The organism is Streptomyces sp. KPB2 (assembly GCF_003950055.1).
In the GTDB taxonomy this organism is placed as follows: Bacteria; Actinomycetota; Actinomycetes; order Streptomycetales; family Streptomycetaceae; genus Streptomyces; species Streptomyces salinarius.
On sequence record NZ_CP034353.1, the window covers coordinates 2,166,411 to 2,185,321 of the forward strand.

Annotated in this window: 17 protein-coding genes and 2 pseudogenes; 4 read left to right on the forward strand and 15 right to left on the reverse strand. The window is 73.3% G+C overall.

Annotated elements, in window-relative coordinates:
• Nucleotides 1–2 precede the first annotated feature (2 nt).
• Nucleotides 3–1,127: a recombinase RecA gene (gene recA / locus D1J63_RS09295; RefSeq protein ID WP_125628541.1), complete on the reverse strand. Its 1,125-nt coding sequence runs from the start codon at nucleotides 1,125–1,127 to the stop codon at nucleotides 3–5.
• 278 nt (nucleotides 1,128–1,405) lie between these two features.
• Here recA and D1J63_RS09300 point away from each other — a divergent pair, with 278 nt between their 5' ends.
• Nucleotides 1,406–1,606: a type II toxin-antitoxin system VapB family antitoxin gene (locus tag D1J63_RS09300; RefSeq protein ID WP_102932691.1), complete on the forward strand. Its 201-nt coding sequence runs from the start codon at nucleotides 1,406–1,408 to the stop codon at nucleotides 1,604–1,606.
• 25 nt (nucleotides 1,607–1,631) lie between these two features.
• Here the strand turns inward: D1J63_RS09300 and D1J63_RS09305 are convergent, their stop codons facing one another.
• Together D1J63_RS09305 and D1J63_RS09310 are read right to left on the reverse strand one after the other, a co-directional pair.
• Nucleotides 1,632–2,915 (reverse strand): AI-2E family transporter, encoded by a 1,284-nt coding sequence (locus D1J63_RS09305; protein ID WP_176153511.1) that lies wholly within the window; start codon nucleotides 2,913–2,915, stop codon nucleotides 1,632–1,634.
• 60 nt (nucleotides 2,916–2,975) lie between these two features.
• Entirely contained in the window at nucleotides 2,976–3,170 is a 195-nt protein-coding gene (locus tag D1J63_RS09310) for a DUF3046 domain-containing protein (RefSeq protein ID WP_031037914.1), read from the reverse strand.
• Between the two features lie 81 nt (nucleotides 3,171–3,251).
• Between D1J63_RS09310 and D1J63_RS09315 the strand changes: the two genes are divergently transcribed.
• Nucleotides 3,252–4,220, forward strand: coding sequence for a hypothetical protein (locus tag D1J63_RS09315; protein WP_164712772.1), 969 nt, complete (start codon nucleotides 3,252–3,254; stop codon nucleotides 4,218–4,220).
• Between the two features lie 119 nt (nucleotides 4,221–4,339).
• Here the strand turns inward: D1J63_RS09315 and D1J63_RS09320 are convergent, their stop codons facing one another.
• The 3 genes and pseudogenes from D1J63_RS09320 to D1J63_RS09330 all read right to left on the reverse strand — a co-directional run bounded on the left by D1J63_RS09320 (nucleotide 4,340) and on the right by D1J63_RS09330 (nucleotide 6,259).
• Nucleotides 4,340–4,648: an AzlD domain-containing protein gene (locus D1J63_RS09320; RefSeq protein WP_102932689.1), complete on the reverse strand. Its 309-nt coding sequence runs from the start codon at nucleotides 4,646–4,648 to the stop codon at nucleotides 4,340–4,342.
• Nucleotides 4,649–4,682: 34 nt separating this feature from the next.
• Nucleotides 4,683–5,324: pseudogene (locus D1J63_RS09325) on the reverse strand (AzlC family ABC transporter permease); the annotation flags it as partial.
• Nucleotides 5,264–6,259, reverse strand: a pseudogene (locus tag D1J63_RS09330) (AraC family transcriptional regulator). The pseudogenes D1J63_RS09325 and D1J63_RS09330, both read right to left, overlap by 61 nt.
• 218 nt (nucleotides 6,260–6,477) lie before the next feature.
• Between D1J63_RS09330 and D1J63_RS09335 the strand changes: the two are divergent.
• Together D1J63_RS09335 and D1J63_RS09340 are read left to right on the forward strand one after the other, a co-directional pair.
• The gene (locus D1J63_RS09335; protein ID WP_125628544.1) at nucleotides 6,478–11,589 is read left to right on the forward strand and encodes an ATP-dependent helicase; all 5,112 of its coding nucleotides are present in this window, start codon (nucleotides 6,478–6,480) and stop codon (nucleotides 11,587–11,589) included.
• An 18-nt stretch (nucleotides 11,590–11,607) separates the two neighbouring features.
• The gene (locus tag D1J63_RS09340) at nucleotides 11,608–12,462 is read left to right on the forward strand and encodes a DNA-formamidopyrimidine glycosylase family protein (protein WP_125628545.1); all 855 of its coding nucleotides are present in this window, start codon (nucleotides 11,608–11,610) and stop codon (nucleotides 12,460–12,462) included.
• Nucleotides 12,463–12,511: 49 nt separating this feature from the next.
• Here the strand turns inward: D1J63_RS09340 and D1J63_RS09345 are convergent, their stop codons facing one another.
• From D1J63_RS09345 to D1J63_RS09385, 9 genes are all read right to left on the reverse strand, one after another.
• Complete coding sequence (locus D1J63_RS09345; RefSeq protein ID WP_102929333.1) at nucleotides 12,512–13,000, reverse strand: SRPBCC domain-containing protein; 489 nt, start codon at nucleotides 12,998–13,000, stop codon at nucleotides 12,512–12,514.
• Complete coding sequence (locus D1J63_RS09350; protein WP_125628546.1) at nucleotides 12,997–13,386, reverse strand: metalloregulator ArsR/SmtB family transcription factor; 390 nt, start codon at nucleotides 13,384–13,386, stop codon at nucleotides 12,997–12,999. The genes D1J63_RS09345 and D1J63_RS09350 overlap by 4 nt, the downstream gene beginning before the upstream one ends.
• An 11-nt stretch (nucleotides 13,387–13,397) precedes the next feature.
• The gene (locus D1J63_RS09355) at nucleotides 13,398–13,703 is read right to left on the reverse strand and encodes a hypothetical protein (protein WP_240798564.1); all 306 of its coding nucleotides are present in this window, start codon (nucleotides 13,701–13,703) and stop codon (nucleotides 13,398–13,400) included.
• Between the two features lie 6 nt (nucleotides 13,704–13,709).
• Nucleotides 13,710–14,180, reverse strand: coding sequence for a DNA starvation/stationary phase protection protein (locus D1J63_RS09360; protein WP_102929331.1), 471 nt, complete (start codon nucleotides 14,178–14,180; stop codon nucleotides 13,710–13,712).
• Between the two features lie 203 nt (nucleotides 14,181–14,383).
• On the reverse strand, nucleotides 14,384–14,764 hold the full coding sequence (locus D1J63_RS09365) for a helix-turn-helix transcriptional regulator (protein WP_007387871.1): 381 nt from the start codon (nucleotides 14,762–14,764) through the stop codon (nucleotides 14,384–14,386).
• Nucleotides 14,765–14,873: 109 nt separating this feature from the next.
• Complete coding sequence (locus D1J63_RS09370; RefSeq protein ID WP_125628547.1) at nucleotides 14,874–15,419, reverse strand: CinA family protein; 546 nt, start codon at nucleotides 15,417–15,419, stop codon at nucleotides 14,874–14,876.
• Nucleotides 15,416–16,237: a CDP-diacylglycerol--glycerol-3-phosphate 3-phosphatidyltransferase gene (gene pgsA / locus D1J63_RS09375; protein WP_125628548.1), complete on the reverse strand. Its 822-nt coding sequence runs from the start codon at nucleotides 16,235–16,237 to the stop codon at nucleotides 15,416–15,418. The genes D1J63_RS09370 and pgsA overlap by 4 nt, the downstream gene beginning before the upstream one ends.
• A complete protein-coding gene (rimO, locus tag D1J63_RS09380; protein ID WP_125628549.1) occupies nucleotides 16,234–17,715 on the reverse strand; it encodes a 30S ribosomal protein S12 methylthiotransferase RimO in 1,482 nt (493 codons plus the stop codon). Before rimO ends, pgsA begins: the two co-directional genes overlap by 4 nt.
• A gap of 91 nt (nucleotides 17,716–17,806) precedes the next feature.
• The gene (locus D1J63_RS09385) at nucleotides 17,807–18,670 is read right to left on the reverse strand and encodes a helix-turn-helix domain-containing protein (RefSeq protein WP_125628550.1); all 864 of its coding nucleotides are present in this window, start codon (nucleotides 18,668–18,670) and stop codon (nucleotides 17,807–17,809) included.
• Between the last annotated feature and the right edge of the window lie 241 nt (nucleotides 18,671–18,911).

Genomic DNA, 18,911 nt, shown 5'->3' on the forward strand with positions numbered 1-18,911 from the left:
GGTCAGCTCTTGGCTGCCGCGGCCTTGGACTTGGTGGCCTTGGTGGTCGTGGGCGCGGGCACCGCGGGTGCGGCGTCGGCCGTGGCGGCGGGGGCGGCGTCCGCGCCGGGCTCGGTGGCCGGCTCCTCGGGACGCACGCCGACGCCCAGCTTCTCCTTGATCTTCTTCTCGATCTCGTTGGCCAGGTCGGGGTTGTCCTTGAGGAAGTTGCGCGCGTTCTCCTTGCCCTGGCCGAGCTGGTCGCCCTCGTACGTGTACCAGGCGCCGGCCTTGCGGACGAAGCCGTGCTCGACGCCCATGTCGATCAGGCCACCCTCGCGGCTGATGCCCTGGCCGTAGAGGATGTCGAACTCGGCCTGCTTGAAGGGCGGCGCGACCTTGTTCTTGACGACCTTGCAGCGGGTGCGGTTGCCGACCGCCTCCGTGCCGTCCTTCAGCGTCTCGATGCGGCGGATGTCGATGCGCACCGAGGCGTAGAACTTCAGCGCCCGGCCACCGGTCGTGGTCTCCGGGGAGCCGAACATCACGCCGATCTTCTCGCGGAGCTGGTTGATGAAGATCGCGGTGGTCTTGGACTGGTTGAGCGCGCTGGTGATCTTCCGCAGGGCCTGGCTCATCAGGCGGGCCTGCAGACCGACGTGGCTGTCGCCCATCTCGCCCTCGATCTCCGCGCGCGGGACGAGCGCGGCGACGGAGTCGATGACGATGAGGTCGAGGGCACCGGAGCGGACCAGCATGTCCACGATCTCCAGGGCCTGCTCGCCGTTGTCCGGCTGGGAGAGGATCAGGTTGTCGATGTCTACGCCGAGCTTCTTGGCGTACTCGGGGTCGAGGGCGTGCTCGGCGTCCACGAACGCGACCTGACCGCCGGCCTTCTGCGCGTTCGCCACGGCGTGCAGGGTCAGGGTCGTCTTGCCCGAGGACTCGGGGCCGTAGATCTCCACGACCCGGCCGCGCGGGATGCCGCCGACGCCGAGGGCCACGTCGAGCGCGGTCGACCCGGTCGAGATGACCTCGATGGGCTCCATCGACCGCTCGCCCATGCGCATGACCGCGCCCTTGCCGAACTGCCGTTCAATCTGTGCGAGCGCGGCGTCCAGAGCCTTCTCGCGGTCGGTTCCTGCCATGGGTTCCACCCGGTTTGCTTGATTCGATCGCTTCACGTCAAAGACGCTAATGCCTGCCACTGACAATGGGCCCCGATGCGGGTCCAGCCTGTGGATAACCCGGGTGCAACCTCACCCAAACCCACTCGAATCACCCGTCACGAGCCCTGCCCGAGCCTCCATGAGAATGGATGTTCGATTTTCGTGTCAAGCGCACCACGCGGCACTTCCGAGCGTACGTCTCCCGGCCCGGCGGGCCGGGTGGTTGGATGCAGGGACGAGCCGGAAGAGGGGGCGCCATGGCCAGGGTCAACATCAGTCTCGACGCCGAACTGGTGGTGGAAGTGATGGTTCTGGCCGGTATCGGCTCGCCCCAGGACGCCGTCGAGGCGGTGGTGCGGGACTACATCGCCCGCGGTCACCGCACCGAGACCCGCACCGAGCTCAAGGACCGGGACCTGCGGGACATCGACGCCAAGCCGCAGGAGCCGCAGGGCTGACCCCGCTCCCGCCGGCCCGCCGCCCTCACGAGGGCCCGCCGTCTCCGTTCTCCTGCGAGCCCTCCGCCCCCGGGCGTCCCTGCTCCGGGCGCCGGGCCCACAGCTGGCGCAGTCGCGCGGACCGCGCGGGCCCCACCCGGCGGACCCGGCGCCCGTGGACCCGTGGATCGTCCGTGACGTCGTAGCGCTTGACGTACGCCCCGAGGAACGCCTGCAGCGTGGCGACCGCCGGGATGGCGATCAGCGCGCCGACGGCACCGAGCAGGGCGGTGCCCGCGATGACGGAGCCGAAGGCGACCGCGGGGTGGATGTCCACGGTCTTGGACGTCAGCTTGGGCTGCAGCATGTAGTTCTCGAACTGCTGGTAGATCACCACGAAGATCAGCACCCACAGCGCGTACCAGGGGTTGACCGTGAACGCGATCAGCATGGGCAGGGCGCCCGCGAGATAGGTGCCGATGGTCGGGATGAACTGCGACACCAGGCCCACCCACACGGCGAGCGCGGGGGCGTAGGGCACCTCGAGGATCTCCAGGAGGATGTAGTGCGCGACGCCGGAGATCAGCGCCATCAGCCCGCGTGAGTACAGGTAGCCGCCGGTCTTGTCCACGGCGATCTCCCACGCGCGCAGGACCTCGGCCTGGCGGGCGGGCGGCAGCACGGAGCAGAGCCCGCGCCGCAGCCGGGGGCCGTCGGCGGCGAAGTAGAACGAGAACAGCACGACCGTCAGCAGCTGGAAGAGGCCGCCGAGGACCTGGGCCGACACGTCCAGGACGCCCGTCGCGCTGTTCTGCACGTAGTTGCGCAGCCAGTCGGAGCGGAGCAGGCCCTCCTGGATGTCGACCCGTCTCAGCTCGGTGTGGAAGTGGCCGTTGATCCAGTTGATGACGGAGTCGAGGTAGTTCGGGAACTCCTCGACCATCTTGACGATCTGGCCGGCGAGCATGGAGCCCAGCAGGGTGACGAACCCGGCGGCGGCGATCAGCACGGCGAGGAAGACGAGGAAGGTGGCGAACCCGCGGCGCAGGCCGCGCCCGGCCATCCAGCTCACCGCGGGCTCGATGGCCAGGGCCAGGAAGAACGCGATGAGGACGTTGATCAGCAGCCCGGTGAGCTGGTGGAAGGCCCAGCTGCCCAGCTGGAAGGCGGCGATGAGCGCCAGAGCCAGCACCATGGCGCGCGGGAGCCAGCGCGGCATGCGGGCGCCCGGCCCGGCGGGGGCGCCGTCGGCCGGGGGCCCGGTGGGCGGCACGGCGCCGGCCGGGGATGCGTGCCGGGCCGCCTGCCCGGTCTCGTCAGTGGAGGGCACGGAGCAAGTCTCACCCACACCGCCGGCGGGCAGACCCCGCCGGGCGATCTTCGTGCGCCCTCACCGCTTCTCCCGCGGCACGTTCATGACGGTGCACACCACCCGCCACACGTCCTTGGCGTCCCAGCCGGCGTCCAGCGCCTCGTGCACCGTACGTCCGCCCAGCTCCGCCATCACGTGATCGCGCGCGAAGGTGTCGGCGTAGCCCGGACCGAAGTGGTCCGTCATCCGCTCCCAGAAGACCGTCAACCGCATGCCACCAGTATCCCGCCCCTGAGAGTGGGCCTTGGGCCGGGACCACCTGACGGAACCGCTTTCCGGCCTACGGTCTGTCCCATGGCCGAAACCGGAGCGTCCGCACTCCCCGCGATCCCGCCACCCGCGACCCCCCGCACCCCGGACCCACTTTCACCGCTCGCGCGCGCGGAGCGCTTCGTGTGGCTCAACGCGCGCGTGCTGGAGCAGCGGCTGTTCGCGTACCACTTCCGCGGTGGGACCCCCGACCCGGTGGAGACGGCGCTGGACGCCTACCGCAACGAGGACGGCGGGTACGGCCACGCGCTGGACCCCGACCTGCGCGGTCCGGTCAGTCAGCCGCTGCACACCGCACGCGCCCTGCGCGTCCTGGACGCCGTCGGCCGCTGCGGCGGGCAGCGGGCCGAGCGCGTGTGCCGCTATCTGACCTCCGTTTCCACCCCGGACGGTGCCCTGCCGCTGCTGCGGGCGGGCGGGGAGGCGGGGCTGACCGCGCCCTTCGTACCGGTCGTGACCGATCCGCCCGGTGAGCTGCTCGCCACCGGTGCGGTGGTCGGCCTGCTGCACGGCAACGAGGTCTGGCACGCCTGGCTGTTCCGCGCCACCGATTTCTGCTGGCAGGCGGCGGAGTCACTGGAGTCGTCGCGCCCGGACGAGATCGAGGCCGCCGTCGCCTTTCTGGACACCGCTCCGGACCGTCCGCGCGCGCAGGCCGCGGCCGACCGGCTGGGCCGCCTGGTGCGCGAGCGGCGCCTCGCCGTACTGGATCCGGACGATCTCGACGCGTACCCGCTCTCCCCCGGCCATGCCCCGGGCGGGCACCGATTCCCGCACGACTACGCGCGGGATCCGCGTTCGCTCGCGCGCGCGTGGTTCACGGACGCCGAGATGGCCCGCTCCCTCGACTTCCTCGCGGCCGAGCAGGAGGACGACGGCGGCTGGCCCGCCCGCCGGCCGCGCTGGGCACCCGCCCCGGTGCTTGAGGCCCGCGGCCGGGTGACGATCGAGGCCCTGCGCACGCTCCGGGCGTACGGCCGCCCCCTCGGCTGACCTGCCGGGCCAGGGGCCTGGGGCCGAGGGCCTGGGGCCGAGGGCCTGGGGCCTAGGGCCGGGGGCTTGAGGCCTGGGGCCTGGGGTCTGTTGCCCGGGGGCCTGGAGCCTGGGGCAGCTCAGCCGCCCATGGCCCGTACGCCCGCGGTGACGACCACGGCGGCCGCGACGACGAGCAGGAACGGCGCACGCAGCAGCAGCGCGACGGCAGCCGCGGCGACTCCCGCGGCCCGCGCGTCCAGCACGAGTGCCTGTCCGTCGGCGAAGGTCTGCTGAGCGGTGAGCGCCGCGAGGAGGGCGACGGGCAGCAGCGCGGCGAGCCGCCGGACCAGGGGGCGTTCCAGGGCGCCCGCGGGCACCAGCAGCCCGAGAAGCTTGACGGCGTAGCAGCCCACCGCGGTGACGCCGATCGCGATCCATACGCTCATCGCTCCCCTCCTCCTCGCCGCTTCCCGCGCCACGCGCGCGGCGTCCCCGCGCCCAGAGGACGACGGGCGCCGCCAGCGCCGCCACCAGGACGGGCACGCCGGCGGGCAGCACGGGCAACAGACCGAGTCCCAGGAGGACGGCCAGGGCGGCGACCGTGCGCTCGGTGGTGTCCTTCAGCATCGGCGCGAGCAGCGCGAGGAAGACCGCGGGGCCGGCCGCGTCGAGACCCCAGGCGTCGGTGTCCCCGATGGCCTCCGCGCCCAGCGCGCCGAGCAGGGTGGTGAGGTTCCACAGGACGTACAGGGTGAGTCCGGTGACGGTGAACCCGATGCGTACGGCGCGCCGTGTGGGCTGTGCGAGGGCCACGGCGGTCGTCTCGTCGATGACCCACTGCGCGGCGAACGGCCGCACCGCGCGCGGGAGTGCCAGCAACTGCGACAGGCGCAGCCCGTAGAACGCGTTGCGCACGCCGAGGAAGAAGGCCCCGGCCGCCGCGGTGAGCGGGTTGCCACCGGCCGCGAGCGCGCCGACGAGCGCGAACTGGGACGCCCCGGTGAACACCAGGAGGCTGAGGGCGCAGGTCTGGGCGAGGGTGAGTCCGCTGCCGGCCGAGGTCACCCCGAAGGCGAACCCGGACAGTCCGACGGCGACTCCGACCCCGAGGGCGTCCCGCACGACGGCGGTGTCCGGCTTGGCGCCGGCGACACCCGCGTCGGGAGCGTCGGGAAGGGCTGTCTGTTCGGTCACGCCTCGAACGGTAGGAGGGGCTTCCGCCGCGCGTCTTGTACGTTCTTGCGCTCCCGCTGGTAGGCGCCGGGCGGCACGCCGACGATGCGCGCGAAGTGCCGGTTGAGGTGCGGCTGGTCGGTGAACCCCACGGCGACGGCGGCCTCGGCCGGGGACGTCCCGGTGTCCAGCAGCCGCCGGGCCCGACGCACCCGGGCGTCCGTCAGCCAGGTGTGGGGCGGCATGCCGTAGGCGTCCCGGAACGCCCGCAGCAGCGCGAACGGGCTGCTCCCCAGCTCCCCGGCGAGGCGCTCAAGGCTCGGCGGGTCGGCCATCCGTTCCTCCAGCACGGCACGCGCGCGTGCCGCCGTCCCGGCCCCGGCGGTGGGCACCCGGCGCCGTGGCAGCGGGCCGCCGTTCAGCCGCAGCAGCCGGGTCACGGCCACGCGCAGCAGGGTGTCGGCGGCAAGCGCGTTCCCGTCGTCGGCGGCGCGCAGCACGCGGTGCACCAGCTCGACGGTGTACGGGTCGTCGAGCACCGGCCGGACGAACCCCGGCGTGCCGCGCAGCGTCGTCGTCTCCGCCGCGATCCCGGCCACCAGCTCGGGCGCCGGGTAGACGGCCCCGTACCGCCAGCCCTCCGGCACTCCGGCCCGTCCGGTGTGCGGGGTGTCCGGGTTGACCAGGGCGAGCGAGCCGGCTCCGGCGTACTGGTCGCTCCCGCCGTGGTGGAAGATCTCGACGCCGTCGGCGATGGCGGCGATGACGAAGTGCTCGTGCGTGTGGCGCACGAAGGTCTTCCGTATGTACTGGGCACGGAGCAGGTCGACGTCGGGCAGCTCCGCGTAACGCCAGTGCCGTGCCCGCTCACCCGATCCCGCCATGTCCCCATTCTCCGCCAACCGCACCCGGCCCCCGGGCGACGGCAGTCTCCGCCAACCACACCCGGCCCCGAGCGGCGGCCGCGGTGCACCCGGCACCAGACCCGGCCGTGGGTCGGGCGCCCCGCGCCCGGTTGCGGGAGCAGGCCGCTCCGCGACCCCGCCCCCGCCCGTACGCCCGGCGCGGGCCGATTGTCAGTGGCCGGGTGCACGATGGATCCATGGTCAGCTCCGCACACCGAGCCCTGGACGGCTTCTCCCCCGCGACCCGCGGCTGGTTCACGGGGGCCTTCTCCGCGCCCACCTCCGCACAGGCGGGCGCCTGGCAGGCCATCTCGCAGGGCTCGGACGTGCTGGTGGTCGCCCCCACGGGGTCCGGCAAGACCCTGGCCGCCTTCCTCGCCGCCCTGGACCAGCTGACCTCGACGCCCCCGCCCGCCGACCCCAAGAAGCGCTGCCGCGTCCTGTACGTCTCCCCGCTCAAGGCCCTGGCCGTCGACGTCGAGCGCAATCTCCGCAGCCCGCTGACCGGCATCCGCCAGGAGTCCGTGCGCCTCGGTCTGCCCGAGCCCGAGGTCAAGGTCGGCATCCGGTCCGGCGACACTCCGGCCGCCGAGCGCCGCGCCCTGGCCACCCGGCCGCCGGACATCCTGATCACCACGCCCGAGTCCCTGTTCCTGATGCTGACGTCGGCCACGCGCGAGGCGCTGACCGGCATCGAAACGGTGATCCTGGACGAGGTCCACGCGGTCGCGGGCACCAAGCGCGGCGCCCATCTCGCGCTCACCCTGGAGCGGCTGGACGAGCTGCTGCCGAAGCCGGCCCGGCGCATCGGTCTGTCGGCGACGGTCCGCCCGGTGGACGAGGTCGCGCGGTTCCTCGCCCCGCGCGGCCGGGTCGAGATCGTGCAGCCGGAGTCGGGCAAGGAGTTCGACCTGTCCGTCGTCGTCCCGGTCGAGGACCTCGGCGAGCTGGGCGGCTCCCCGGTCGCCGACGGCAACGAGGGCGCGGAGCGCCCGTCGATCTGGCCGCACGTCGAGGAGCGGATCACCGACCTGGTCCAGTCGCACCGCTCCACGATCGTCTTCGCCAACTCCCGGCGGCTGGCCGAGCGCCTGTGCAACCGGCTCAACGAGATCGCGTACGAGCGGGCCACCGGCGAGCCCCTGGACGAGCACCACTCCCCCGCCGAGCTGATGGGCGGTTCCGGTGCCGCCCAGGGAGCACCGCCCGTGATCGCCCGCGCCCACCACGGCTCGGTCTCCAAGGAGCAGCGCGCCCTCGTCGAGGAGGACCTGAAGGCGGGCCGCCTGCCCGCCGTCGTCGCCACCTCCAGTCTGGAGCTGGGCATCGACATGGGCGCCGTCGATCTGGTCGTCCAGGTGGAGTCGCCGCCCTCGGTCGCCTCCGGCCTCCAGCGCGTCGGCCGCGCGGGGCACCAGGTCGGCGCGGTCTCCACGGGCGTGGTCTTCCCGAAGTACCGCGGCGACCTGGTGCAGTCGGCCGTGGTCACCGAGCGGATGCGCAGCGGCGCCATCGAGGCCCTGCGGATCCCCGCCAACCCACTGGACGTGCTGGCCCAGCAGCTGGTGGCGATGACCGCGCTGGACACCTGGCAGGTCGACGACCTCCTGGCCACCGTCCGCCGTGCCGCCCCGTTCGCCTCCCTCCCGGAGTCGGCCTTCACCGCGGTCCTGGACATGCTCGCGGGCCGCTATCCCTCCGACGCCTTCGCCGAGCTGCGTCCGCGCGTGGTGTGGGACCGGATCGCCGGCACGGTCACCGGCCGCCCGGGGGCGCAGCGGCTCGCGGTGACGTCCGGGGGCACGATCCCGGACCGCGGGCTCTTCGGGGTCTTCCTGGCCGGTGCCGATCCGAAGAAGGGCGGCGGCCGGGTCGGCGAGCTGGACGAGGAGATGGTGTACGAGTCCCGGGTGGGCGACGTCTTCACGCTGGGCACCAGCTCCTGGCGGATCGAGGACATCACGCGCGACCGGGTCCTGGTCTCCCCGGCGCCGGGCGTGCCGGGCAGGCTGCCGTTCTGGAAGGGCGACCAGCTGGGCCGCCCCCTGGAGCTGGGCCGGGCGCTGGGCGCGTTCCTGCGCGAGGTCGGTTCCCTCTCCGTGGAGGACGCCCGGCTGCGTCTGGTCACCGCGGGTCTGGACGCCTGGGCCGCGGACAACGTGCTGGCGTACCTCGACGAGCAGCGCGAGGCCTGCGGCCACGTCCCCGACGACCGCACCATCGTCGTCGAGCGCTTCCGGGACGAGCTGGGCGACTGGCGGGTCGTCGTCCACTCCCCCTTCGGCGCCCAGGTCCACGCTCCCTGGGCCCTCGCCCTGGGCGCCCGGCTGACCGAGCGGTACGGCATGGACGCCCAGGTCATGCACGCCGACGACGGCATCGTGCTGCGCCTGCCGGACGCCGACCTCATGGGCCTGGACTTCCTCGACCAGGACCCCGCGAAGCCGGGCCTGGAGTACGACGCCGAGAAGGCACCCGTCGGCGCCGCCGACGTCGTCTTCGACAAGGGCGAGGTCGACCGGGTCGTCACCGACCAGGTGGGCGGCTCGGCGCTGTTCGCCTCCAGGTTCCGCGAGTGTGCCGCCCGCGCGCTGCTGCTGCCGCGCCGCAGCCCCGGCAGGCGCACCCCGCTGTGGCAGCAGCGGCAGCGGGCGGCGCAGCTACTGGAGGTGGCGAGCGAGTACGGCTCGTTCCCGATCGTCCTGGAGGCGGTCCGCGAGTGCCTCCAGGACGTCTTCGACGTCCCCGGCCTGGTCGAGCTGATGGGCGACGTGGAGGCCCGCAAGGTCCGCCTGGTCGAGGTCACCACCCCGGAGCCGTCCCCGTTCGCCCGTTCCCTGCTCTTCGGCTACGTCGCCCAGTTCCTGTACGAGGGCGACTCGCCGCTCGCCGAGCGCCGGGCCGCCGCCCTGTCCCTGGACTCGCGGCTGCTGGCCGAGCTGCTGGGCCAGGCGGAGCTGCGCGAGCTGCTCGACGCCGAGGTGCTCACCGAGCTGGAGCGCGAGCTGCAGTGGCTCACCGAGGACCGCCGCGTCAAGGACTCCGAGGGCGTCGCCGACCTGCTGCGGGTGCTCGGCCCGCTGACGGACACCGAGCTGGCCGAGCGTGGCGCCGAGCCGCAGTGGGCGCTCGAGCTGGCCGCGGCCCGCCGCGCGATCAGGGTGCGGATCGCCGGCGCCGACCACTGGGCGGCGATCGAGGACGCGGGCCGGCTGCGCGACGCGCTGGGCACCGCGCTGCCCGTCGGTGTGCCGGAGGCCTTCACGGAACCGGTCAAGGACCCGCTCGGCGACCTCCTGGCCCGGCACGCCCGCACCCACGGCCCCTTCACGTCGGTCACCGCGGCGGCCCGCTTCGGTCTGGGCGTGGCGGTCACCGAGGGCGCCCTCCAGCGGCTCGCCGGGACGGGCCGGGTGGTGCAGGGCGAGTTCCATCCGGCCGGCATCGGCCAGGAGTGGTGCGACGCGACCGTGCTGCGCAGGCTGCGCCGTCGTTCCCTGGCCGCGCTCCGGCACGAGCTGGAGCCGGTGGCGCCGGCCGCGCTGGGCCAGTTCCTCCCCCAGTGGCAGCACATCGGCAAGGGACACACGCTGCGCGGCATCGACGGGCTGGTCCGCGCCGTCGAGCAGCTGCAGGGCGCCTCCGTGCCCGCGTCCGCGCTGGAGAAGCTGGTCCTGCCCTCCCGGGTGGCGAACTACAACCCGGCGATGCTGGACGAGCTGACGGCCGCCGGTGAGGTGGTGTGGGCGGGGGCGGGTTCCCTGCCCGGCAAGGACGGCTGGGTCTCCCTCTACCTCGCGGACGCGGCCCCGCTGCTCCTGCCGCCCCCGCACCCGCTGGAGACGACCGCCCTGCACGAGTCCGTCCTGAGCATCCTCTCGGGCGGGTACGGCCTGTTCTTCCGGCAGATCGCCGACCAGGTCCGCGCCACCACCCACCCCGAGGCCACCGATCCGCAGTTGGCCGACGCGCTGTGGGACCTGGCCTGGTCCGGACGGCTGACCAACGACACGCTGGCGCCCCTGCGCTCCCTGCTGGGCTCCGGGCGCACCGCCGGCTCCACCGCCCACCGCGCCAAGCGCGCGGTGCCCCGGGGGCGGTACGGCTCGCTCACCGCCGCCGCCCGCCCGGCGTCCCGCACCGGCCCGCCGACGGTCGCGGGCCGCTGGTCGCTGCTCCCGGAGCGCGAGGCGGACGGGACGGTGCGGGCCCATGCCCTGGCCCGCACCCTGCTCGACCGGCACGGCGTGGTCACCCGTGGCGCCGTCGCCGCGGAGGGCGTGGAGGGCGGCTTCTCGGCGGTGTACCGGATCCTGGCCGCCTTCGAGGAGAGCGGGCAGGCCCGGCGCGGCTATGTCGTGGAGGGGCTGGGCGCGGCGCAGTTCGCCATGGAGGGGGCCGTGGACCGGTTGCGTGCGGTGGCGAACGCCCGAGAGCGCGGTGACGACTCGCCCCCTCCGGCGGACTCCACGGGCGGCGCCTTCGGCCCCGGCCACCCCTCCGGGGGCCCCGCCGGACCGGTCGCCGGTTCCCCCTTCGCCCCCTCCGACCCCTTCGACCCCTCCGCCCCCTTCGGGGACTCCGGCCACGTCGGCGATTCCGGCGACTTCCGCGACTCCGCGTCCGGCGGCGGCCCCGGCGCCCCGGACCCCGCCGGCGGCTCCGTCCCCGATCGCCGGGAAGGTCCAGGGGGCCGCCCGGCCCCGGCCGGGCCCCCGGACGACTTCGACGACGTCTTCGCCGACCCCGACGGCCTGGGCCGTTCACCGTCCCGGGGCGACTACATCTCGCCGCGCGACTACGCCGAGCCGGGCGCCGGCGGTCCCCGCGGCGGCGGGCACGGTCACGGCGGCTACGGGGGCTCGCGCGGCCCGTACGACACCGGACTCCCCGGCCGGCGCGATCGCACCCCCGCCGGGCCCCGGGCCGTCGTCCTGGCCGCCGCCGACCCGGCGAACGCCTACGGCGCGGCGCTCGGCTGGCCCGAGCCGCCTGCCGGTGCCACGCACAAGCCCGGCCGCAAGGCGGGCTCCCTGGTGGTCCTCGTCGGGGGCGAGCCCGCGCTCTACGTGGAACGCGGCGGCAAGACCCTCCTGCTGTGGCCCTCCGACCCCGATCGGCTGCCCACCGAGGATCCGGGGCTGCGAGCCGCGGCGCAGGCCCTCGCGGAGGCCGCACGCGCCGGTTCGCTCGGCACGGTCACGGTGGAACGGGTCAACGGCGCGGCGGCCCTGACCTCCCCCTTCGGACCGCTGCTGGAGGGAGCGGGCTTCGTCGCCACTCCACGCGGTCTGCGCATCAGGGCGTGACCCTGTCACCCTTGAACCATGCCCGAAGGCGACACGGTCCTACAGGCCGCGCGACGGCTCCACGACGCCCTCGCGGGCAAGGTGCTGACCCGCAGCGACTTCCGCGTCCCCCGGTACGCCACGGTCGATCTGACCGGCCGCACCGTCCTGGACGTCACCCCGCGCGGCAAGCACCTGCTCGCCCGTGTCGAGGGCGGTCTGACGGTGCACTCGCACCTGCGCATGGACGGTTCCTGGAAGGTGTTCGCGTCCGGTCAGCGCTGGAGCGGCGGACCCGCGCACCAGATCAGGGTCGTCCTCGCCACCGCCGACCGCACGGCCGTCGGCTACCGCCTCCCGGTGCTGGAGATCCTGCGCACCGCCGACGAGCAGCGCGCCGTCGGCCATCTCGGCCCCGATCTGCTCGGCCCCGACTGGGACCCGGCGCGGGCGCTGGACAACCTGCGGGCGGACCCGGCGCGGCCGATCGGTGAGGCCCTGCTCGACCAGCGCAATCTGGCCGGCATCGGCAACGTCTACAAGTCCGAGCTCTGCTTCCTCCTCGGCGTCACCCCCTGGCTGCCGGTCGGGGACCTGCCCGCCGACCGCGCCGCGCGGCTCCCCGCGCTCGCGCGGGAACTCCTGGAGGCCAACCGCGACCGCCCGGTCCGCCGGACGACGGGCCTGCGCGGCCACAACCTGTTCGTGTACGGCCGCGCGCCCCGCCCGTGTCTGCGCTGCGGCACGTCGGTCCGGGTGGCCGACCAGGGCGACGGCTCCCGCGAGCGCCCCACGTACTGGTGCCCGACCTGCCAGGCAGGACCCGCGCCCCGCCCGGGCGGCCCCGGGGGCGCACGAACACGACACCGGTCGGCCCACCGCGGAAGCCGCTGAGGAACCGCCGGGAAGCCGTGGGAGCCAGCCGTGGGAGCCGTGGGACGGCTCAGCCGGCGGCGAGGATGGCGTCCATCTGGCCGGCCGCCTCGCGCATGCCCTCGTCCATGCCCATCGTCATGAGCTGGTCCATCTGCTCCCGGGTGTCGAAGACCGCCCGCATCTCCATGCGGGTGCCGCCGTCGCGCTCGGTGAGCGTCACGCGGTTCGCGGTCGTCGGCATCGCGGCGTTCGGCACCCCGTCCTCGTCGGCGAACCCGTCGGTGAACTCCAGCGACCGTGGTGCGTCGACCGTGGCCACCCGCCACCAGCCGCGGTACTTCTCGCCCTCCGGGCCGGTCATGAAGTACGTGACGTCCCCGCCGGGGGTCAGGTCGTGCTCCTCCACCGTCGCCGGGTGGGACGGCGGTCCCCACCAGCGTTCCAGCTGCCGGGGGTCGGCCCACAGCTGCCACACCCGTTCCGCGGGGGCGGCGAAGTCGGCGACCAGGGTGAGGGTCAGGTTGTCCGGATCCTTGTCCAGGCTGGTGACACTCATCGGCTCTGTCCTTCCGTCGGTTGCTGTGCTTCGGGTTCGGTTTCCGGCGCCTCGGCGAGCAGGCCGGACATGCGCTCCACACGTCCGCGCCATGCGGCCTCGAGTCCGTCCAGGGCTCGCCTGGCCCGGTCCAGGGCGTCGGGCTCGGCCCGCACGATCTGTTCCCGTCCGCGGCGTTCCTTGGCCACCAGGCCGGCCCGTTCCAGTACCGCGACGTGCTTCTGCACGGCGGCGAAGCTCATCGGGTAGGCGTCGGCCAGTCGTGACACCGACAGGTCGTCCCGCGCACAGCGGCGCAGGATGTCGCGGCGGGTCGTGTCGGCCAGCGCCTGGAACAGGCGGTCCGTGCCCGCTTCCGCTTCCTCGATCCCTTCATCTACAACCATTTGGTTGTACGTTACTCCCCGGGGCGTCCGCCGTAAAGGCCCGCGCCGCCGGGCCGGGTCGGGTCGGGCGCCGGGTCAGGCCCTCGCGTCACGGCCCGCCGCAGAGCCCGCCGCCACCGCCCCGGTCCCAGGGCCCCCACGGCCCGGCGCCGCGGCACACAGTGCACCGGAAGCACGCTCAGCCCCCAGCCGCCGACCGCGACGGCCCCTTCCAGCACCCCGGCACCGGGCTCCAGCGCCAGCCGCAGCACCGCCCACCACCACAGCGCACAGAGGCCCAGCGCGGCCGTCCGGCGGGCCGTGCGCGCCGCCGCCATCCCGCGTCATCCGTTTCCGGCCTGGAACATCCAGTGCTGCTTCTCGAGATCGGCCGTGATCTGGATGAAGATGTCCTGGCTCACGGGGTCGGGCTCGCCACTCGCCGCGATCCGTTCGCGCATCCGCCCGATCACCGCGCCCAGCGCGTCCACGATGGTCTGTACGGCGGCGGTGTCGTCGACCCAGCCCTCGGGCGTCACGTCGATCCCGCTGCCCACGGCGACGGTCGCGGCCCGCCCGTCCGGGGAGACGCCGAGCGCCGAGGCACGCTCCGCCACGGTGTCCGAGTGCGTGCGGGCGGTGCCGACGAGTTCGTCCAGCTGGAGGTGGACGGAGCGGAAGCGCGGGCCGACCACGTTCCAGTGGATCTGCTTCGCCACCAGGGCCAGGTCGACCAGGTCGACGAGGGCGCCCTGCAGCGCCTCGGAGACGGTCTTCAGGTCCGCGTCGGACAACGGGCTCTTGACGACGTACATGCACGCCTCCGTCGGTTCGCCCCCCGGCCATCTCCTCCACGATGACCGCACCGACCCGCACCGGCAAACCGGCGCCGGCGCCGCCGACGGCTCTCACGACCTCGCGTGGGACGCCCCCGGGCACGCGAAAACCCCGACCGCGTCGCTCCGGCTCACCGGAGCGACCCCGGGCCGGGGCCTCACACGCACACGTTCTCGGGCGCCTAGGCGGCGACGACGTCCACTGCCTCGGCGGGCGCCTTGATGGTCACCCGTTCCGGTGGCACACCGGTCACCGAGACGGAACCCAGCATCGGACGCACCGGTGCCGGAACGGTCTCGCTGGGGGTGGCCGCAGCGGACTGGGCCAGCTCGGCGAGGGCGAGCTCGTCGCTCACTTCCCGCATGAGCTCGGACATCCGTACGTCCAGCGCGTCGCAGATGGCGGAGAGCAGTTCGGAAGAAGCCTCCTTCTGCCCCCGCTCCACCTCGGAGAGATAGCCGAGTGAGACTCGGGCGGACGAGGAGACTTCGCGCAGAGTACGGCCCTGGCGTTGGCGCTGCCGACGCAGCACGTCACCCAGCAGGCGACGGAGCAGAATCATCGGTGGCTCCCTCCTCGGACCGTGTAACCGCATCCTTCACGCCCCACCGTACCGCCTCGCGCCGCGGCCGTGCGGGGAGCGATGTCGTGTTCACTCAGGGCTGCAAACATCAAAACCCCCCGTTCCGTTCCGTATCCTGTGCCCGCTCATTCCCGGTCTGTTCGCTCGCAAGCTCCCTCAAAAGAAGTGCGAGTACGCTCCGTACACTCTCCATACGAATTTCCGCGCGGTCGCCGTTCAACCGCAGCGCCTCCACTTTTCCGCCATCGGCGCGACCCCGGCGGGCCCCCAGGGGCCCGTCCACGGCCACGAAGACCGTCCCCACGGGCTGTCCGTCCTGCGGGTCCGGGCCTGCGACACCCGTCGTCGCGATGCCCCAGTCGGCGCCCAGGTTCGTACGTACGCCTGCCGCCATCTGGGCGGCGACCTGCGGGTCCACCGCTCCGCGTGCCGCGAGCAGCTCGCCGTCGACACCGAGCACTTCCCGCTTCAGCTCCGTCGCGTACGCGGTGACGGAGCCCCGGAAGGCCTTGGAGGCACCGGGGACCGCGGTGAGCGCGGCCGCGACCATCCCGCCGGTCAGTGACTCGGCGACCGCCAGGGTCTCGCCCCTGACGGTGAGTAGTCGCACCACGTCGGCGGCCGTGGAACTCAAGCTTCCGACTCCTTCGACGCATCCTTCAACGCCGCTCTGCGTTCGGCGATTCCCCGGCGGCGCAGCACAATGGCCTGCTTCACATAGTCCAGGCCGGTCGCCACGGTCAGGACGACCGCCGCGGCCATCACCCAGAACCTCAGGGTGGCCAGCGGCCCCGTCAGCGCCAGGACGTACATGCCGACGGCGATGCCCTGGGTGAGCGTCTTCAGCTTGCCGCCCCGGCTGGCGGGGATGACGCCGTACCGGATGACCACGAAACGCAGGACGGTGATCCCGAGTTCCCGGCCGAGGATGACGGCCGTCACCCACCACGGCAGGTCGCCCAGCGCGGACAGGCAGATGAGCGCCGCCCCCATGATCGCCTTGTCGGCGATGGGGTCGGCGATCTTGCCGAAGTCGGTGACGAGGTTGTAGGTGCGCGCCAGATGCCCGTCGAAGAGGTCGGTGAACATGGCGACGGCGAAGGCGGCCCAGGCGAAGGAGCGCCAGGCCGGGTCGTATCCGCCGTTGCCGAGCATCAGCACCACGAAGACCGGCACGAGGAGCAGCCGGAACATCGTCAGCAGATTGGCGACGTTCCACAGGCTCGCCTGGTTGACGGCGGCGGCCGCGATCTTGCCGCCGCGCCCGCCGGCACCGCCCTCGGTCGCGCCCCGCTCGGCCGTGCCCCGTTCCGCCGCGTCCCGTTCCACGGCAGCACCCCTCGGAGTCGTACGCTCGGCCGGTCCGTGCGCCGGACCCGCGGTGCCGCGCGGCCCGGTCCTGCGCGCCGCACTGGAGGAGCCGCCCGCCGCGGACGCCGGGACTCCGCTCATCTGCCGGCCTCCTCACTCCACTCGGGCGAGCCCTGCAGCGGCTCGGCCACCAGGTCGACACCCTCCGTACCGACCACCTTCGCGTCGACCATACGACCGACACTCAGGCCTTCGCCGCTCGTGAGCAGCACCTGGCCGTCCGTCTCGGGCGCCTGGTGCTCCGCGCGGCCGCGGACGCCGTCGCCCTCGTCGGCGGGGTCCACGGACTCGACGAGTACCCACACGGTCGCGCCGACGCGCTCGTCGGCGCGCTGCGAGACCAGTTCCTCGGCCAGGCGGGAGACCCGTGCCAGCCGCTCGGCGACTACGTCCTCGTCCAGCTTGTCGCCGTAGGTCGCCGCCTCGGTGCCCTCCTCGTCGGAGTAGCCGAAGACGCCGATGGCGTCCAGCCGGGCGTGGTTCAGGAAGCGCTCCAGCTCGGCGAGGTCGGCCTCGGACTCGCCGGGGAAGCCGACGATGAAGTTGGAGCGGACACCGGCCTCGGGGGCCTTGCTCCGGATGGTGTCGAGGAGCTCCAGGAAGCGGTCGGTGTCGCCGAAGCGGCGCATCGCGCGCAGCACGTTCGGGGCGGAGTGCTGGAAGGAGAGGTCGAAGTAGGGCACGACCTTCTCGGTGGAGGTCAGCACGTCGATCAGCCCGGGGCGCATCTCGGCGGGCTGCAGATAGCTCACCCGCACCCGCTCGATGCCGTCGACCTCGGCCAGGTTCGGCAGCAGCGACTCGAGGAGGCGGATGTCGCCGAGGTCCTTGCCGTACGAGGTGTTGTTCTCGGAGACCAGCATGATCTCCTTGACGCCCTGCTCGGCCAGCCACCGCGTCTCGTTGAGCACGTCGCTGGGGCGGCGCGAGATGAAGGAGCCGCGGAAGGACGGGATGGCGCAGAAGGAGCAGCGCCGGTCGCAGCCGGAGGCCAGCTTCACCGAGGCGACCGGGGAGCCGTCCAGGCGGCGGCGCAGGGGCGCGCGGGGCCCGGAGGCGGGGGCGACGCCCTCGGGGAGGTCGGTCGGACCGTGTCCCGGCAGGGCGACGGAGGCGCCGGCCTCCTGCCGCTCGGCGGGGCTGATCGGCAGCAGCTTGCGCCGGTCGCGCGGGGTGTGGGCGGCGTGGATGCCGCCGTTCAGGATGGTCTGCAGGCGGTCGGAGATGTCGGCGTAGTCGTCGAAGCCGAGGACGCCGTCGGCCTCCGGGAGGGCGTCGGCCAGTTCCTTGCCGTACCGCTCGGCCATGCAGCCCACGGCCACGACGGCCTGCGTTCTTCCGTGGCCCTTGAGGTCGTTGGCCTCCAGGAGGGCGTCGACGGAGTCCTTCTTGGCGGCCTCGACGAAGCCGCACGTGTTCACGACGGCGACGTCCGCTTCCTCGGCGTCGTCGACGAGCTTCCAGCCGTCCGCCTCCAGACGGCCTGCGAGCTCCTCCGAGTCCACCTCGTTACGGGCGCAGCCAAGGGTGACGAGTGCGACGGTGCGGCTTTCAGGCATGGGCTCAAGACTACTTCGTCCCGCGGACAGCCCACGTCGACGGGGTTGGCCGTTCCCGGCCGGCCCCGTGCCGGAGCACTCGCCCGATCCGCTATCCGACCTGCGGATCGCCCTTCGTGTACGTCAGCCGCTCGACGGCGCCGGGCTGGAAGTCGTCCTCGATCTTCTTGCCGTTGACGTAGAGCTCTATGGCGCCGGCGTCACCGAGGACGAGGTTGACCTTCTCGTTGTCCTGGAAGGTCTTGGAGTCGCCCTGGGCGAGCAGTCCGTCGAAGAGCAGGCGGCCGTTGTGGTCCTTGGCCGAGATCCAGCTGCGCCCGTCGGTGGCGCTGACCTTGACGGTCACCTTGTCCGCCGGTGCGGCGGCGATGGCGCTGTCGCTCGGTTCCGGCTTGGGGTCGGCGGGCTTCTTGGGCTTGGCGCTCGGCGAGGCGGACTCGCCGGACGAGGGCTGGGCCCCCTCGGCGACACTCGCCTCGTTGCCGCCGTCGTCGCCGCCCTTGACGAAGGTGAAGCCCACGAAGCCGATCACGGCGACGATGGCGGCGACCATGGCGGCGGTCCAGTTGGGTCCGCGCCGCTCGGGACGGATGCGCTCCGCCTCGAACAGGGGCGCGGTGACGGTCGGCTCCGGACGCCCGCCGTGCTGGGCCTCGAACCGCGCGAGCAGTTCGGCCGGGTCGAGCCCGACGGCCTTGGCGAGGGTGCGGATGTGACCGCGCGCGTAGACGTCGCCGCCGCAGGGCGCGAAGTCGTCCGCCTCGATGGCGTGCACGATGGCGATGCGGACCCGGGTGGCGGTGGTGATGTCGTCGACGGTCAACCCGGCGGCGATCCGTGCCTGCTGCAGGGCACGGCCGACGGAGGGTCGGGCTTCCTCGGAAACGTCTTCAGGGGCGTCGTGGGACACGTCTTCGATCGGACGCTCGTCTTCGGGAGAGTTGCCGTTGGACACGGGGGCGCCTTTCGAGCGTTTTAGCCGCCTGTGCTGGGCGTTCAGTCTAGGAGGGGTGCCAAGGGGTGGGGCAACCGGGCGGTACGACCTTTACGCCATCGGAATGGCCCGGCACCCCGATGGTGGACTACCTGTTTGTCACTTCCCTCAACTTGACGTAGGGCATGGGGAAACGGTTGCTCAATGATCCCTAACGGGTGAGTCACGATCGGCCGCCCGGCCGCCGCGACCCTCCGCCGGA

What these genes read in the sequence shown, in the direction of transcription:
- D1J63_RS09365 (WP_007387871.1), bottom strand. Translation starts at nt 14,764, where the DNA reads ATGATTCTGCTCCGTCGCCTGCTGGGTGACGTGCTGCGTCGGCAGCGC.
- rimO (WP_125628549.1), bottom strand. Translation starts at nt 17,715, where the DNA reads ATGCCTGAAAGCCGCACCGTCGCACTCGTCACCCTTGGCTGCGCCCGT.
- pgsA (WP_125628548.1), bottom strand. Translation starts at nt 16,237, where the DNA reads ATGAGCGGAGTCCCGGCGTCCGCGGCGGGCGGCTCCTCCAGTGCGGCG.
- recA (WP_125628541.1), bottom strand. Translation starts at nt 1,127, where the DNA reads ATGGCAGGAACCGACCGCGAGAAGGCTCTGGACGCCGCGCTCGCACAG.
- D1J63_RS09310 (WP_031037914.1), bottom strand. Translation starts at nt 3,170, where the DNA reads ATGCGGTTGACGGTCTTCTGGGAGCGGATGACGGACCACTTCGGTCCG.
- D1J63_RS09320 (WP_102932689.1), bottom strand. Translation starts at nt 4,648, where the DNA reads ATGAGCGTATGGATCGCGATCGGCGTCACCGCGGTGGGCTGCTACGCC.
- D1J63_RS09355 (WP_240798564.1), bottom strand. Translation starts at nt 13,703, where the DNA reads ATGGCGGCGGCGCGCACGGCCCGCCGGACGGCCGCGCTGGGCCTCTGT.
- D1J63_RS09350 (WP_125628546.1), bottom strand. Translation starts at nt 13,386, where the DNA reads ATGGTTGTAGATGAAGGGATCGAGGAAGCGGAAGCGGGCACGGACCGC.
- D1J63_RS09345 (WP_102929333.1), bottom strand. Translation starts at nt 13,000, where the DNA reads ATGAGTGTCACCAGCCTGGACAAGGATCCGGACAACCTGACCCTCACC.
- D1J63_RS09300 (WP_102932691.1), top strand. Translation starts at nt 1,406, where the DNA reads ATGGCCAGGGTCAACATCAGTCTCGACGCCGAACTGGTGGTGGAAGTG.
- D1J63_RS09360 (WP_102929331.1), bottom strand. Translation starts at nt 14,180, where the DNA reads ATGTACGTCGTCAAGAGCCCGTTGTCCGACGCGGACCTGAAGACCGTC.
- D1J63_RS09315 (WP_164712772.1), top strand. Translation starts at nt 3,252, where the DNA reads ATGGCCGAAACCGGAGCGTCCGCACTCCCCGCGATCCCGCCACCCGCG.
- D1J63_RS09340 (WP_125628545.1), top strand. Translation starts at nt 11,608, where the DNA reads ATGCCCGAAGGCGACACGGTCCTACAGGCCGCGCGACGGCTCCACGAC.
- D1J63_RS09335 (WP_125628544.1), top strand. Translation starts at nt 6,478, where the DNA reads ATGGTCAGCTCCGCACACCGAGCCCTGGACGGCTTCTCCCCCGCGACC.